Source organism: Mesorhizobium sangaii (assembly GCF_014207355.1).
Lineage (GTDB): Bacteria > Pseudomonadota > Alphaproteobacteria > Rhizobiales > Rhizobiaceae > Mesorhizobium > Mesorhizobium sangaii.
Window position 1 is genome coordinate 40,724 of the sequence record NZ_JACHEF010000005.1, and the last position, 13,262, is coordinate 53,985.

At 63.4% G+C, this 13,262-nt stretch carries 14 protein-coding genes and 1 other RNA gene; 1 reads left to right on the top strand and 14 read right to left on the bottom strand.

All coding sequences use genetic code 11. The features are described 5' to 3' along the window. Window positions 1-2: 2 nt before the first annotated feature. Genes mraY through mraZ form a run of 7 tightly spaced genes read right to left on the bottom strand, consistent with a single transcriptional unit; the run spans window position 3 to window position 7,612 of the window. Complete coding sequence (mraY, locus tag HNQ71_RS22980) at window positions 3-1,085, bottom strand: phospho-N-acetylmuramoyl-pentapeptide-transferase (RefSeq protein ID WP_023765130.1); 1,083 nt, start codon at window positions 1,083-1,085, stop codon at window positions 3-5. A 19-nt stretch (window positions 1,086-1,104) separates the two neighbouring features. Further along, on the bottom strand, window positions 1,105-2,535 hold the full coding sequence (locus tag HNQ71_RS22985; protein WP_184874920.1) for a UDP-N-acetylmuramoylalanyl-D-glutamyl-2,6-diaminopimelate--D-alanyl-D-alanine ligase: 1,431 nt from the start codon (window positions 2,533-2,535) through the stop codon (window positions 1,105-1,107). Further along, window positions 2,532-3,980 carry a UDP-N-acetylmuramoyl-L-alanyl-D-glutamate--2,6-diaminopimelate ligase gene (locus tag HNQ71_RS22990; protein WP_184874921.1) on the bottom strand — a complete coding sequence of 483 codons (1,449 nt, stop codon included), beginning with the start codon at window positions 3,978-3,980 and terminating at the stop codon, window positions 2,532-2,534. The genes HNQ71_RS22985 and HNQ71_RS22990 overlap by 4 nt, the downstream gene beginning before the upstream one ends. 54 nt (window positions 3,981-4,034) lie before the next feature. Beyond that, window positions 4,035-5,744, bottom strand: coding sequence for a peptidoglycan D,D-transpeptidase FtsI family protein (locus tag HNQ71_RS22995; RefSeq protein ID WP_184874922.1), 1,710 nt, complete (start codon window positions 5,742-5,744; stop codon window positions 4,035-4,037). Then, complete coding sequence (ftsL, locus tag HNQ71_RS23000) at window positions 5,741-6,136, bottom strand: cell division protein FtsL (RefSeq protein WP_184874923.1); 396 nt, start codon at window positions 6,134-6,136, stop codon at window positions 5,741-5,743. Before ftsL ends, HNQ71_RS22995 begins: the two co-directional genes overlap by 4 nt. Window positions 6,137-6,140: 4 nt before the next feature. Next, window positions 6,141-7,157 (bottom strand): 16S rRNA (cytosine(1402)-N(4))-methyltransferase RsmH, encoded by a 1,017-nt coding sequence (rsmH, locus tag HNQ71_RS23005; RefSeq protein WP_184874924.1) that lies wholly within the window; start codon window positions 7,155-7,157, stop codon window positions 6,141-6,143. Next, complete coding sequence (gene mraZ / locus HNQ71_RS23010) at window positions 7,154-7,612, bottom strand: division/cell wall cluster transcriptional repressor MraZ (protein WP_184874925.1); 459 nt, start codon at window positions 7,610-7,612, stop codon at window positions 7,154-7,156. Before mraZ ends, rsmH begins: the two co-directional genes overlap by 4 nt. Before the next feature lie 408 nt (window positions 7,613-8,020). Here mraZ and HNQ71_RS23015 point away from each other — a divergent pair, with 408 nt between their 5' ends. Then, a complete protein-coding gene (locus tag HNQ71_RS23015) occupies window positions 8,021-9,136 on the top strand; it encodes a cystathionine gamma-lyase (RefSeq protein WP_184874926.1) in 1,116 nt (371 codons plus the stop codon). Between the two features lie 12 nt (window positions 9,137-9,148). Here the strand turns inward: HNQ71_RS23015 and HNQ71_RS23020 are convergent, their stop codons facing one another. From HNQ71_RS23020 to HNQ71_RS35725, 7 genes are all read right to left on the bottom strand, one after another. Next, complete coding sequence (locus HNQ71_RS23020) at window positions 9,149-9,451, bottom strand: type II toxin-antitoxin system RelE/ParE family toxin (protein WP_184874927.1); 303 nt, start codon at window positions 9,449-9,451, stop codon at window positions 9,149-9,151. Beyond that, window positions 9,448-9,723, bottom strand: a complete 276-nt coding sequence (locus tag HNQ71_RS23025) for a type II toxin-antitoxin system ParD family antitoxin (protein ID WP_184874928.1) — start codon at window positions 9,721-9,723, stop codon at window positions 9,448-9,450. Before HNQ71_RS23025 ends, HNQ71_RS23020 begins: the two co-directional genes overlap by 4 nt. 173 nt (window positions 9,724-9,896) lie before the next feature. Next, window positions 9,897-10,296, bottom strand: an RNA gene (rnpB, locus tag HNQ71_RS23030) — RNase P RNA component class A. Between the two features lie 80 nt (window positions 10,297-10,376). Next, window positions 10,377-11,057: a lytic transglycosylase domain-containing protein gene (locus HNQ71_RS23035; protein ID WP_184874929.1), complete on the bottom strand. Its 681-nt coding sequence runs from the start codon at window positions 11,055-11,057 to the stop codon at window positions 10,377-10,379. A gap of 210 nt (window positions 11,058-11,267) precedes the next feature. Further along, window positions 11,268-12,023, bottom strand: a complete 756-nt coding sequence (locus HNQ71_RS23040) for an N-acetylmuramoyl-L-alanine amidase (RefSeq protein ID WP_184874930.1) — start codon at window positions 12,021-12,023, stop codon at window positions 11,268-11,270. After that, complete coding sequence (locus HNQ71_RS23045) at window positions 12,020-12,739, bottom strand: J domain-containing protein (RefSeq protein WP_184874931.1); 720 nt, start codon at window positions 12,737-12,739, stop codon at window positions 12,020-12,022. Before HNQ71_RS23045 ends, HNQ71_RS23040 begins: the two co-directional genes overlap by 4 nt. Before the next feature lie 150 nt (window positions 12,740-12,889). Further along, window positions 12,890-13,150, bottom strand: a complete 261-nt coding sequence (locus HNQ71_RS35725) for a hypothetical protein (protein WP_343068222.1) — start codon at window positions 13,148-13,150, stop codon at window positions 12,890-12,892. Window positions 13,151-13,262 lie beyond the last annotated feature (112 nt).

Genomic DNA, 13,262 nt, shown 5'->3' on the forward strand with positions numbered 1-13,262 from the left:
TCCTATCTCAGCTTCAGGGTGGACAGGCCGACCAGCGCCAGGATGACGGCGATGATCCAGAAGCGGATCACCACCTGGCTTTCGGTCCAGCCGAGCTTTTCGAAATGATGGTGGATCGGCGCCATCAGGAACACCCGCTTGCCGGTCATCTTGAAGTAGCCGACCTGGATGATGACCGACAGGATTTCGACGACGAACAATCCGCCGACGATGACCAGCACGATCTCATGCTTGGTGGCGACGGCAACCGTGCCGATCAGGCCGCCCATGGCCAGCGAGCCGGTGTCGCCCATGAAGATCGCCGCCGGCGGCGCGTTGAACCAGAGGAAGCCGAGGCCGGCGCCGATGACCGCGCCGAGCACGACCGCCAGTTCGCCGGTGCCGGGCACGAAATGGATCTGCAGGTATTCTGCGAACACGGCGTTGCCGGACAGATAGGCGATGACGCCGAAGGACGCCGCCGCGATCATGATCGGCACGATCGCCAGCCCGTCGAGGCCGTCGGTCAAGTTCACCGCATTGCCGGCGCCGACGATGACGAAGCAGGAGAACGGGATGAAGAACCAGCCGAGATTGATGATGAATTCCTTGGCGAAGGGGAATGTCAGCGACGACGAGAACGGCGCCTGGCCGTTATGCATGATCACCCAGGCGGCGATGCCGGCAATGACGAATTCGAGCGCCAGCCGTGCCTTGCCGGAAAAGCCGAGATGCGACTGCTTGGTCACCTTCAGATAGTCGTCGTAGAAGCCGATCGAGCCGAAACCCAGCGTCACCAGCAGCACCACCCAGACATAGATGCTCGACAGGTTCGCCCACAGCAGCGACGACCCGATGATGCCCGACAGGATCATCAGCCCGCCCATGGTCGGGGTACCGGCCTTCTTGAAATGCGTCTGCGGCCCGTCGGCGCGGATCGGCTGGCCCTTGCCTTGCCGCAACCGCAGCGAATTGATGATGGTCGGTCCGAAGATGAAGACGATCAGTGCCGAGGTTATCAGCGCCCCGCCGGTGCGGAAGGTGATGTAGCGGAAGACATTGAAGACCGAGATCTTGTCCGCAAAATCGACGAGCAGTGTGAACATGCGCTTATCGTCCCCCGACCTAGGTCTGTTTGCTTGTCGTTTGAGCCGGGAACTTGCCCAGCAGCGCATCGACCAGTTTTGCAAAACCGATGCCCTTCGACGATTTGATCATCACCACGTCGCCCGGCTTCAGCGCGGCAAGCAGCACCGGCTTCAGTTCCTCGACGCCGGCGCGGTATTCCGTCCTGATTTCGCCTGGTAGCCTCTCGGCCAGCGCCCGCATTTCCGGGCCGCCGAGAAAGACGGTCTGCGTCCCGGTGCCGACGATGAGATCGGCAAGGGCGGCATGCAGCTTGGCCGAATGGTCGCCGAGTTCCAGCATGTCGCCGAGCACGGCGATGCGGCGGCCCTCGCCTGTCACCGGCGTCGCGTTGAGCAGCGCCATGGCAGCGCCCATCGAAGCCGGGTTGGCGTTGTAACTCTCGTCGATCAGAGTGATCGGCCCGCCGGGGAGGCGCAGCACATGGCGCTTGCCGCGCCCGCGCTCGGCCGAAAGATCGGCCAGCGCCAGCGCCGCCCTGTCGAGATCGGCGCCGACCAGATGCGCCGCACCCAGCACCGCCAGCACGTTCTGCACCATGTGCCGGCCGGGCGCACCGACCCGGGCCGTCACCTCGTGGCCGCCGATCCTGGCGGTGATGTCGGAATGGTCGGCATGGAGTTCGCATTTGACCAGCCTGAAGGTCGAGCGAGCATTCTCGCCGAACCCGTACACGTGCTCGACCCCGGCGGCATGCGCCATCTTGTCCAGAAGCTTCCAGCGCCCATCGTCGCGGTTGAGGATGGCTGCGCCTTCAGGCTCCAGGCCTTCGAATATCTCGGCCTTGGCCCTGGCGATCTCGTCGAGATTGCGGAAGAAGCCAAGATGCGCCGCCGCGATCATGGTTACGATGGCGACATGCGGCCTCACCATCTTGACCAGCGGCCGGATTTCATCGGGATGGTTCATGCCGATTTCGAACACCGCATAGTCGCAATCGATCGGCATGCGCGCCAGCGTTAGCGGCACGCCCCAATGGTTGTTGAACGACTGCGCCGAGGCATGCACCTTGCCGACGGCCGACAGCACGTGGCGCAGGGCTTCCTTGGTGGTTGTCTTGCCGGCCGAACCGGTCACCGCGATGATCTTGGCCTCGGAGCGGGCGCGCGCCGCGGCACCAAGCTTCTCAAGGGCGGCCAGCACATCTTCGACGACGATGATCGGCGCCGTCAGCCGGCCAAGCGACGGCAGCTTGCCCTCCGCCACCACCAGCACGCCGGCGCCGGCCTTTATGGCGGCGGTGGCGAAGTCATGGCCGTCCATCGTCTCGCCTTTGATGGCGAAGAAGGCGTCGCCCGGTTGCAAGGTGCGGCTATCGATCGAAATACCGGATATGCCTTCCGGCATCGGCCCGAGCGGCCGCCCGTCCATGCCGGCAACCAGCGCCTCGGAGGTCCACAGCAAGCTCATGCGGCACGCTCCCGCAGCGCCGCGCGGACTTCCTCATGATCGGAGAAATGCAGCGTTTCGGTGCCGATCGTCTGGCCTTCCTCGTGGCCTTTGCCGGCCACGATCAGCGTGTCGCCGGCATGCAGCATGGCGACCGCCTCGTGGATCGCCCGGCGCCGGTCGCCGATTTCGATGGCGCCTGGCGCGGCGGCAAGAATAGCGGCGCGGATCGTTTCCGGCACTTCCGAACGCGGATTGTCGTCGGTGACGATGACGACATCGGCGAGCCGCGTCGCGATCTCGCCCATGATTGGCCGCTTGCCGCGGTCGCGGTCGCCGCCGCAGCCGAACACGACGATGACGCGACCGGTGGTGAACGGACGCACCGAGGCCAGGACGTTTTCCAGCGCATCGGGCTTGTGAGCGTAGTCGACATAGACCGGCGCGCCGTTGGTGGTGGTGCCGACAAGGTCGAGCCGACCCGGAGCGCCCTTCAGTTTCTCCAATGCCATCAAGGCTTTGGCGACAGGTGTTCCAGTGGAAATGGCAAGCCCCGCCGAAACCAGCGCGTTCGAAATCTGGAAATCGCCGGCGAGCGGCAGGTCGACCTCGTAGAGCACGCCGCCGGCCTCGACCTCGGCGCGCTGGCGATGGCGCTCGTGCTCGACCCGCTTCAGCTTGAGGAAATCGCCATGGCGGCCAACCGTCAGCACGTCGAGCCCGGCAGCATGCGCCGCCTGGATCGTCGGCGCCGACCACGGATCGTCGGCGAAGATGACGGCCGGCGCGCCTTTCGGCAGCAAACTGTCGAACAGGCGCAATTTGGCGCGGTGGTAGTCCTCGACGGTCGGATGATAGTCCATATGGTCGCGACCGAGATTGGTGAAGCCGCCCGCCGCCAGCTTCACGCCGTCGAGGCGGCGCTGGTCGAGGCCATGGCTGGAGGCTTCCATCGAGGCGTGGGTGACGCCGGCATCCGCCAATTCCTTGAGCAGTTGGTGCAAGGCGACCGGATCGGGTGTCGTCAGCGAGCCATATTCGTTGCGACCCGGCGCCACCACGCCGGTGGTGCCGATGGAAGCGGCGGCATAGCCGGCCTGCTCCCAGATCTGCCTGGTGAAGGCGGCGACCGACGTCTTGCCGCTGGTGCCGGTCACGGCAACCATGGTCTCAGGCTGCTTGCCGAAATAGCGCGCCGCGCTCAGCGCCAGCGCCAGGCGTGGATCATCGACCGCCAGCACTGGAACCGGCAACCCGGCGATGGTGCTGCCTGCCACGATTGCGGCGGCACCACGCTGGGCGGCGTCGGTGGCATAGGTCGCGCCATCCGCCTTGGTACCGGCGAGCGCGAAGAAGACGACGCCGGGTTTTACCTGGCGGGAATCCGACGAAATCCCGGTAACCTCCAGATCGGCGGAAGCTGTTCCTTCGACTGGCAGGATACCGGCTAGATCTCTGAGCTTCATCGAGTCCCGTTCACCACAACAAAATAGCGCGCAGTTGCCGGCGCGCCCTAAGAATCACTGATAGGAAACCAGCGTTGCACCATTTTCATGGCTGAAATCTGGCTTCACGCCAAGCATGGCCGCGGATCGCTTGATAATATTGCCGGCGATAACCCCTGCATTCGCGGCCGCGACGTCCGTCATGCCGGGCTTTTCCGGGTGCGGAGCGTCGGCGATCGTAAACACCAGGTATTGCGGATCGTCCATCGGGAAAGCGGCAACGAAGGTATTGAAATTCAATTCCTTCGAGTAGCGGCCATTGATGACCTTCTCGGCCGTTCCAGTCTTGCCGCCAACGCGGTAGCCGGGGACCCTGGCGTTTCTGGCCGAGCCCTTCTCGGCGTTGAGCGTATAGAGATAGCGCATGCCATCGACCGTCTTTTCGCTGACTACTTTCTTGGCCATCGCCATCGCTTCTGCCTGTGTGCGGACCAGGAAGGTAGGGTTCATCAGGAACCCGCCATTCATCAGCGCCGCGCAACCGACAGCCGCTTGCAGCGGCGTCGTCGACACGCCATGGCCGAAGGCGATGGTGAACGAATTAACCTGTTTCCAGATCTTCGGCTCAGTCGGGCGGGCGACTTCCGGCAGTTCGGTCTGCATCTTGTCCAAAATTCCAAGGCGATGCAGGAATTCGCGGTGCCCCTCGATGCCGACCATCTCGGCCTCCCTCGCCGACCCGATGTTGGACGAATAGAGGAACACCTCCGGCAACGACAGCACACGGTTCTTGCCGTGGAAATCGTGAATGGCCTGATGGCCGACCCGGATTGGATGCGAAGCGTCGAAGCGGCTCGCCATCGTCGCCTTGCCGGAATCGAGCGCCATGGCCGAGGTGAAGCTCTTGAAGGTCGAGCCCATCTCATAGAGCCCCGCCGACATCCGATTCAGGCGGTCCTTCTCCTGCGCATTATAAGGATTGTTCGGATCGAAATCCGGCACCGAGGCCATCGCCACCACTTCGCCGGTCTTGACGTTGAGCACAACGGCGCCAGCACCCATGGCGCGATAGCGCTCCAGGCCGGCGGCAATCTCGTCGCGCACCACATGCTGGACACGCAGATCGATCGAAAGCCTCACCGGCTTCAGATCCTTGGCGACCGCCAGGCCCGATGCCTGCAAGTCGCTCAAGCCCTGTTCATCGACATATTTCTCCATGCCGGAGATGCCCTGGTTGTCGATGTTGGTGAGCCCGACAACGTAGGACGAGGTCTCGCCGCTCGGATAGAAGCGGCGCTTTTCGGTGCGGAAGCCGAAACCGGGAATGCCGAGCTGCATGATGTCGGACTGCTGCTTGGGCGTCAGCTGCCGCTGCAGCCAGACGAAGCCGGCGCCGCTCTTCAGCTTGTGGTAGGTCTGCTCGTAGTCGATTTCCGGAAGCACCGTCGACAGCTTCTCGATCGCCTCGTCGGCATCGACGATGCGCCGCGGTTCAGCGAACAGCGACGCCGTCTTGATGTCCGTCGCCAGCACTTCGCCGTTGCGATCGACAATGTCGGGCCGCGACGCCGTCACCCGGCTCTGCGGGCCGCCCGACATGTCCGGGGTCTGGAAGCCGAGATAGACCAGCCGTCCGGAAATCGTCGCGAAGATGCCGAAGAAGACCGCCATCGTCATGACGATACGCGTCCTGCCCTTGCCGCCGGTCGCCTTGCGGGCGCCCTCGACCACGATAGATCCGCCTTCACCGGCCTTGGTGCTGCGCTTCAGCAGTTTGCCGATCATTGGGCGATGCCTCCGGTCACAACGGGATCCTTGCCGTCCGGGGACGCCTTGTCGGAATTGTCGGCCATGCCGCCCTCGCGTCCTTTGAGGATGTCCTGAATGTCCAGGGCTTTGGCCGGCAGGTCGCCGATGCCGACGATCTGGCGGGCGCTGACCGGCTGGAGTTCGAGCTGCGACTTGTAGAGGTCGGCTAGCTTCTGCAGCCGCGACGGCTGGGTGAGCAGGCTCCAGTCGGCCTTGAGCAGGTCGATCGTGTCCTCCTCATAGCGGATCTGCTGATGGATCTTCTGGACCGCCGCCAATTGTTCCTCGGCCTCGCGCTTGGTTTTGTAGGTAAGGGCCGCCGCCGAAACCATGACGGCGATCAGGACGATGTCGCTGGTACGAAACACGTGCTTACCTCTCTCTCGGCCGGTCGATGCCGGGAAGCTTTGGAAGGCCGAAGATCGAAAAGTCGCTGCTGCGGGCCGGTGCCTCGGTGCGGATAGCCGCGCGCAGCCGGGCCGAACGGGCGCGCGGGTTGGCCGCGACCTCGGCGTCGCCGGCAGTCACGCCGCCACCCGCCTTGCGGAAGGTCGCGGTGCGCGCCTTCGCCTCGGGCATATGGCGCGAGCCTGTCACGGCGTCGGCGCGATCGGCGATGAAGCGCTTGACGATGCGGTCTTCCAGCGAATGGAACGTCACCACGGCGAGCCGCCCGCCCGGCTTCAGCGCGCGTTCGGCGGCCAACAAGGCCCTCGCCAGTTCGCCAAGCTCGTCATTGACGAAGATGCGCAACGCCTGGAAGACGCGCGTCGCCGGATGGATCTTGTCCTTCGGCGCTCGGCCGACATGTGTCTCGATGGCGTCGGCGAGTTCCAGCGTGCGCTCGAACGGCCGCTTTTCGCGGCGAGCCTCGATCATGCGGGCAATACGGCCGGCGTGACGCTCCTCGCCGAGGAAACCGAAGATCCGGGCGAGATCACCCGGCTTGAAGGAATTGACTACATCGGCGGCGCTCAGCCCCGCTTGAGCCATGCGCATGTCGAGCGGCCCGTCGGCGCGGAACGAGAACCCGCGTTCGGCCTGGTCGAGCTGCATCGAGGACACGCCGATGTCGAGCACGACGCCGTCAGCGCTCTCGACATGCTCGTCCAGCGTCGAGAACGGCGCCTGCACTAACCTCAGCCGGCCGCCGGATTGCGCCTCGAGATCGCGCCCGGCCGCGATGGCATCCGGATCGCGGTCGATCGCCACGACGGAAGCGCCCGTCGCCAGAATGGCCTTGGTGTAGCCGCCGGCCCCGAACGTGCCGTCGATGATGATGTCGCCCTCCACCGGAGCCAGCACTTCGAGCACTTCGCCAAGGAGGACCGGAATGTGGCGGGCCGATCCGCCAACGGCGTGAGGGTCATCGCCGTGGCCTACCGTCATTCCGGTCGCTCCCCAGGCTTCGTCCCCTGCCGAAGCTGCAAAAGCCGGACTCGCGCCTGCGCCCCATAGGCGGCTAGCCGTCCCGGCTCCCAGATCTGAAAGAAATTGCCGCGCCCGACAAAGGCCACCTCCGCCGAAATGCCGGTATGCTCGCGAATGAAATCGCTCATCGTGATGCGGCCGTCCTGGTCGAGCTTCAGGAAGGCGCCATCGCCATGGCAGAAGAATGACATGTCGTCCGCCGTCTGCAGGAAGGGATCTTCGAGCGCGATGCGCTGCTCGTAGCGGTCGAGCAGGTCGAGTCCCCCGACATCCATTGCCGGCTGATCGAGGCAGCGCAGCCCATAGAGCTCCGAATAGCCGCGCTTCTGCACGACGGCACGGAAATGCGCCGGAACGGAAACCCGCCCCTTCGCATCGATCCTGCTCACCGTATTTGACAGAAACCGGTCCATTAAACGTCGCAGCCGCTTGCGCCGCCGCACCCCTCTCCATCTTGTCGCACGCGCCGCCGCAGCGCGCTCCCTGCCCCGTATCAGCCTCGTCCATAAGGGCAAAAACCGGCAAACGCGCAGCCGCCGCGGCTGCCCGATTGGCGTACGCTTTACCCTGACGCGGAACGAAGGCTTGAGTATCGAAATGGGATATCATGGGGCACTATGGGCGTCAACGGGAATGGCTTCACAAACACGCACGCCGCGACCAATGAGAGCAGCCTTGACGGCACGTCTCGTCTTTATGGTCCATTAAGCCTAACGAAGCGTTTAGACCCGCCTGGCCCAACCGGACGCGCCTTGCCGCGAGCCACCGCCCGGCATAGCGTCTCGCCGCATCCAGTGGGTCACCAGAGGGTCTGAGAATCGATGTCTGAAACAGCGAACGCACGCGCTGCGGCACTTCCCCATCTGCGCGACAGAGGGTTCGCCACGGGTGATCCGATCCCGCTGCCGCTGACCATGGCCGCGATCTATCACACGCCCGGCGACGCCGCCGGTTTCGATCAGTACGGCCGCTTCAGCAACCCGACCTGGGACGCGGTCGAGCATATGCTGGCGCATCTGGAAGGTGCACCCTGCGTCGCCTTTCCGTCCGGGATGGCTGCAACCTGTTCGGTGTTTTTCGCCCTGCTCAAGGCTGGTGACCGTATCCTGCTGCCTTCGGACGGCTACCACACGACAAGGGCATTGGCCGATCGCTTCCTGAAGCCGTTTGGCGTCACCTACGATATGAGGCCGACATCGACCTTCCTCGACGGTGGCTTCGAAGGTTACCGCCTCGCCTTTGTCGAAACCCCGGCCAACCCCGGACTGGATATCTGTGACATCGCGGCCGTTGCAAAAGCCGCTCAAATGGCCGGTGCGCTCCTTGCCGTCGACAACACGACCATGACGCCCTTCGGCCAGCGCCCGCTCGACCATGGCGCCGATATCGTCGTTGCCGCCGACACCAAGGCGCCCAACGGCCATTCCGACGTGCTGTTCGGCCACGTCGCCAGCCGCAATGCCGATATCATCGCCGCCTTGACCGGCTGGCGAGAAATCTCTGGCAGCATTCCCGGACCGTTCGAGGCATGGCTGGTGCATCGCGGCCTCGAAACGCTGGATGTGCGCTTCGACCGCATGTGCTCTTCGGCGGAAGTGATCGCACGGCGGCTGAAGGGCCACCCGGCAATCAGCGGCCTGCGTTTTCCCGGACTGGAGAGCGACCCATCGCACAACCTTGCCCGAGCCCAGATGGAGCGCTTCGGCTTTCTCATCTCTTTCGAGCTCGCCTCCGAGGACAAGGCCGAGGATTTCATCAACAACTGCGATCTGATGCAGGCCGCAACATCCTTTGGCGGCGTCCATAGCTCCGCCGAGCGCCGATCTAAGAGAGGCGATGCGGTTGCCGCCGGTTTCGTTCGCCTCTCGGTCGGTTGTGAGCCGGTGGAAGAGCTCTGGAAGGCGATCGAGGCGTCGCTGGACAAGATCAGCGGCTGACCGGGGCGTCGATCACGAACCGAGGTCGTCGGCTTCGATCTTGCGTTTGCCGTGCAGCACGCGGATGATTTCGATCGCGTCGTCACCGACCCGGTACAGAGTGAGGTAATCGCCGACCACCAAGTGGCGGATGCCGGGCGAGATATCGTCGCGCGGCGCGCCTGAGAAGGGATAGGTAGTCAGTTGCTGCCACCGCGCCGCGATGCGATCGAGTAACCGGTCGGCTGCAACCTCGCTGTCGCGTGCAATATGAAGCCAGATTGCGATCAGGTCGTCTTCTGTGCGTGCGTTCCGAACGATGGGCAGCAAATTCATGCTGCGTCGTCAGATCGCAAGCGTCTCCGCGCCTCAGCCTTGATGTCATCCATCGATTCAAATCGCCCGGGCCCGCTGTCGATCCCCTCCTGGACCAGCTTGCGCAACTCCTCGACCGTGTAGCCATGCAGATCGCGCCGGTCCTTCCATTGCCGGAGCGCATCGCGGATCACCTCGCTCGCCGAAGCGTATTCGCCGGCCGCGACGACGTCATCCACCGCCCGCGCCAGTTCCGGCGACAGCGTGATGCTGCGTTTGTCGACCTGTCCCATGATAGGCTCCTGATGCCATTCTCTGGCCGATGGTACGATTTAATCGCACCTATTTCAAGCAATCCGTCAGTTCCCTCTGCAGCGGCAAATAGCTGAACGGTTTGACTCAACAGGCGCGCCCGAGGACGCAACCTGTTGATCTCAAAAGACTTCTTTTCAATGTCGAGGAGAGAATTGCCAGCTGGCCTGTAAGCCGGGTTCTGTATGGCCCTCGCCCCTTGCGAGGCGAGAACGTGGCGGCCATTCATCTTGGGCGCATGTTGCCATGCGCCTCACGCAACCTACCCGGACGGTGAGCCGGAAACAGCCCTCGAGGGTTTCCCCTCGCACCGCCCCTATTCGGTCTTGCTCCCGGTGGGGTTTACCGTGCCGCTCCTGTTGCCAGTCGCGCGGTGGGCTCTTACCCCACCCTTTCACCCTTGCCCCGATTGGATCGTGGCGGTTTGCTTTCTGTGGCACTTTCCCTGGGGTCGCCCCCGCCGGCCATTAACCGGCACCGTGTCTCCATGGAGCCCGGACTTTCCTCACCCGCGGCCTTTCGGCTGTTGCGGGTGCGGCCGCCCGGCCAGCTGGCAAGGCGTATAAAGGGGTTCACGCTCGAAAACGCAAACGAAAAAGCCGGCCGCTCGGGCCGGCTACACGCAACCGATCGGCTAAAGCGCCGCCATCTGCACCTTGACCTTGCTGCAATAGGCGGCCGACACTGGGTTCATCCGCGTTGCCGCGTGGCCGGCATTGTATTTCAGGATCGTGCCGCAGGTGGTGCCGCCGCCGAGATCCTGCGCCATGGCGAGATACTTCATGCCATATTTGATATTGGTGTCGGGGTCGAAGAGGCCCTTGGCCGAACCGTTGTAGCCCATCATCCGCGCCGTCGCCGGTTTGATCTGCATGAGGCCGATCTCGCCGGCGCTGCCGACCATGTTCGGCCGGTAGTTGCTCTCGATGCTGATGACTGCGTGAGCGAGCGAAACCGGTACGCCGTAGCTCGCGGCATAGCGCGCGACGATCGCCGAATACTGACCGCTGCCGGCCACTGCTGCTGTCGACGCAGCCGCGTTCCTGAGGCCGATCGACGCCGTTGTCGCCATGTCCAAGGTCTTGCGACTGCGCTTGGTCTGCCTTTTGGCGGATTTCTTCGGCTTGGCAAAACTTGCCTTTTCCATTTTCACGGAAGACCGCTTCGTGGCCTTGGCGTCATGGCCTGCCTTGCTGGGTTTTGCCGATACCTCGACGAGCCCTTGATCCGCCCGCGGGCTGGCATTTGCGGCGCCGAAGGCAAAAGTCATTACGCCGGCAGCAACAGCTGCCGTTAAAACGGTCAATTTCTGCATGTGATCCTGTTCTGTCTGAACTGCGCGAAGGTGTTCACGCAGCAACGCCTAATCAATATCGGAACATCCGGGGGCTGTGGGGTCCGACAACTTGCACGCCAGCCGTTTGAAGCTCGAATTGGTGCCAAACAAGGCCAGGCAAGTCACTTTGAGTGACAGCTTGTAACTTAGGGACTGGAAAGAGGACTTTGGTTGCGGCTTCCCCCGTGGTCAAGACCTTACGGAAGCAAGCAGCCTTTCTAGCGTCCGCTGTGTCGAGCCATCGGCAACGCCATCCACTTTGCACGGCCGGAAATGCCGCTGAAACGCTTCGACGACAATCTCCGTCTGCCGGTCGAAAATGCCTGATATCTCGACGCCATAGCCATAGAGCGCCAGCATCGACTGCAACGCCTCGACATCGGCGCCGGTGTCTCCGGTCTTGAACACGGCCCCTCGCCTGACGGGTGCAGCCGCCACGAGATGGCCGACGCCGGCCGCAAACAGCGTCCGCCATGGAAACTTCTCGCCCGGATCGACCTTGCGCCCCGGCGCCACGTCGGAATGCGCCAGCACTCGCTCGGCGGCAATCGAGTGCCGACCTGCGATCCCGGCGCACAAGCCGATCACCGCATCGATCTGCCGTCTGGGAAAACCGGGATAGCCCAGCGAATGTCCCGGATTGACGATCTCGATGCCTATCGAGCAGGAATTGATGTCGGCGCGTCCGAACCACGAGCTCTTGCCGGCGTGCCAGGCGCGATCGTTTTCCCTGACCATCTGAACGATGTGGCCATTCTCGTGCACGAGATAGTGCGACGAGACTTCGCTGGCCGGATCGCACAGCCACGCTTCGGCGCCGGCGCCGGTCGCCATTCCAGTGTAATGCAGCACGATCATGTCGGGCCGGAGAGTGTCGCGCCGCGGACCAAAATTCGGCGATACCCTGACCTCGGCGCTAGGCTCGTCGGGCAGGAAGCCGCTCATGCGTGCCGCAGGCCCCGCTCGATCATCTCATAGGCGGCGTTGATGGCCGCCACCCTGGTAGTTGCGATCTTGATGAACTCCTGCGGCAGGCCGCGCGCGATCAGCCGGTCCGGATGATTGTCGGAGACCAGCTTGCGATAGCGCTTCCTGACCTCTTCGAACGGCTTCCCGCGTTCGATGCCGAGCACGACATAGGGATCACCTGCGCCGAGATTGACGTGCCGCGCCATGATGCTCTCGTAATGGGCCTCGTCGATGCGGAAAATCTCGGCGATACGATGCAGGAAGTGGCCTTCGCGCTCATGTACCAGCCCGTCGGCCTTGGCGATGTGGAAAAGCCCGTCGAGTATGTCTTCCAGCATCACGCAGTTGGAATGGCCCGAGCCGCACAGCTGCGCCATCCGCTCGGCATAGGTTTCGAAACCGGCCACGTCGCGCTGGGCGAGATCGAACAGCCGCGCCACATTGCGCGTCTCCTTCGGTGGTACCTCGAATATTTCCTGGAACGCGCGCACCTCGTCCTGGGTCACGATACCATCGGCCTTGGCCATCTTTGCCGACAGCGCGATCATCGCCACCGAGAAGGCGACACGCCGGCGCAGGTCGGCGTCGCCGGAGAAGACCGTGCGCACGGCCTCTACGACGTCGGCGATGCCCGACGAGGTTGAGGATGAAACGCGTGTGATGAACTCGCCAAGGCGATCCCAAATCGACATGGCCTGCTTCTTAGGGCCACGGCCCCTTGCTATCAAGACGGGACAGTGCCGCAGCCTTGGCGCAACCGAACAGTCAAGGGCGAGACAATAAGAGAAAGGCCAGCGCGCAGCTGGCCTTCCTCAATCATCACACCAGTACTGCTTTGCTGACTACTGCGCGGGCGCAGGAGCTGGTGTTGCCGGAGCCGGCTCGGCAGGCTTCTCGGGTGTGATGCTCTTCGTGGTCGAGTTATCGGTTGCCGGAGGCGTTGCTGCCGGCGGCGTAGCTTCCGGCGTCGCCGGCTTCATCGGCTGCTCGGTGGCCGGCGGATTGGTGCTCTGGGTGGTGGTGTTGTCCGTGCCGCTGTCGCTACAGGCAGCAACGCCAAGCAACGCCAAGGCGGAAACGGACGCAAAAATGAGCTTTTTCATAACATTTCTCCTTCACTACACGTTCACGTTGTGGTGAACGGTCGAAGGGGAAATGCATCAGACGGCCATGAGTTTCGTAACGTTGCGTTTCCGGATGTAATATCATCTGGCC

What these genes read in the sequence shown, in the direction of transcription:
- HNQ71_RS22990 (WP_184874921.1), bottom strand. Translation starts at nt 3,980, where the DNA reads ATGAAGCTCAGAGATCTAGCCGGTATCCTGCCAGTCGAAGGAACAGCT.
- HNQ71_RS23040 (WP_184874930.1), bottom strand. Translation starts at nt 12,023, where the DNA reads ATGAGCGGCTTCCTGCCCGACGAGCCTAGCGCCGAGGTCAGGGTATCG.
- HNQ71_RS23025 (WP_184874928.1), bottom strand. Translation starts at nt 9,723, where the DNA reads ATGGGACAGGTCGACAAACGCAGCATCACGCTGTCGCCGGAACTGGCG.
- HNQ71_RS35725 (WP_343068222.1), bottom strand. Translation starts at nt 13,150, where the DNA reads ATGAAAAAGCTCATTTTTGCGTCCGTTTCCGCCTTGGCGTTGCTTGGC.
- HNQ71_RS23035 (WP_184874929.1), bottom strand. Translation starts at nt 11,057, where the DNA reads ATGCAGAAATTGACCGTTTTAACGGCAGCTGTTGCTGCCGGCGTAATG.
- HNQ71_RS22985 (WP_184874920.1), bottom strand. Translation starts at nt 2,535, where the DNA reads ATGAGCTTGCTGTGGACCTCCGAGGCGCTGGTTGCCGGCATGGACGGG.
- rsmH (WP_184874924.1), bottom strand. Translation starts at nt 7,157, where the DNA reads ATGACGGTAGGCCACGGCGATGACCCTCACGCCGTTGGCGGATCGGCC.
- HNQ71_RS23020 (WP_184874927.1), bottom strand. Translation starts at nt 9,451, where the DNA reads ATGAATTTGCTGCCCATCGTTCGGAACGCACGCACAGAAGACGACCTG.
- HNQ71_RS23045 (WP_184874931.1), bottom strand. Translation starts at nt 12,739, where the DNA reads ATGTCGATTTGGGATCGCCTTGGCGAGTTCATCACACGCGTTTCATCC.
- HNQ71_RS23015 (WP_184874926.1), top strand. Translation starts at nt 8,021, where the DNA reads ATGTCTGAAACAGCGAACGCACGCGCTGCGGCACTTCCCCATCTGCGC.
- mraZ (WP_184874925.1), bottom strand. Translation starts at nt 7,612, where the DNA reads ATGGACCGGTTTCTGTCAAATACGGTGAGCAGGATCGATGCGAAGGGG.
- HNQ71_RS22995 (WP_184874922.1), bottom strand. Translation starts at nt 5,744, where the DNA reads ATGATCGGCAAACTGCTGAAGCGCAGCACCAAGGCCGGTGAAGGCGGA.
- mraY (WP_023765130.1), bottom strand. Translation starts at nt 1,085, where the DNA reads ATGTTCACACTGCTCGTCGATTTTGCGGACAAGATCTCGGTCTTCAAT.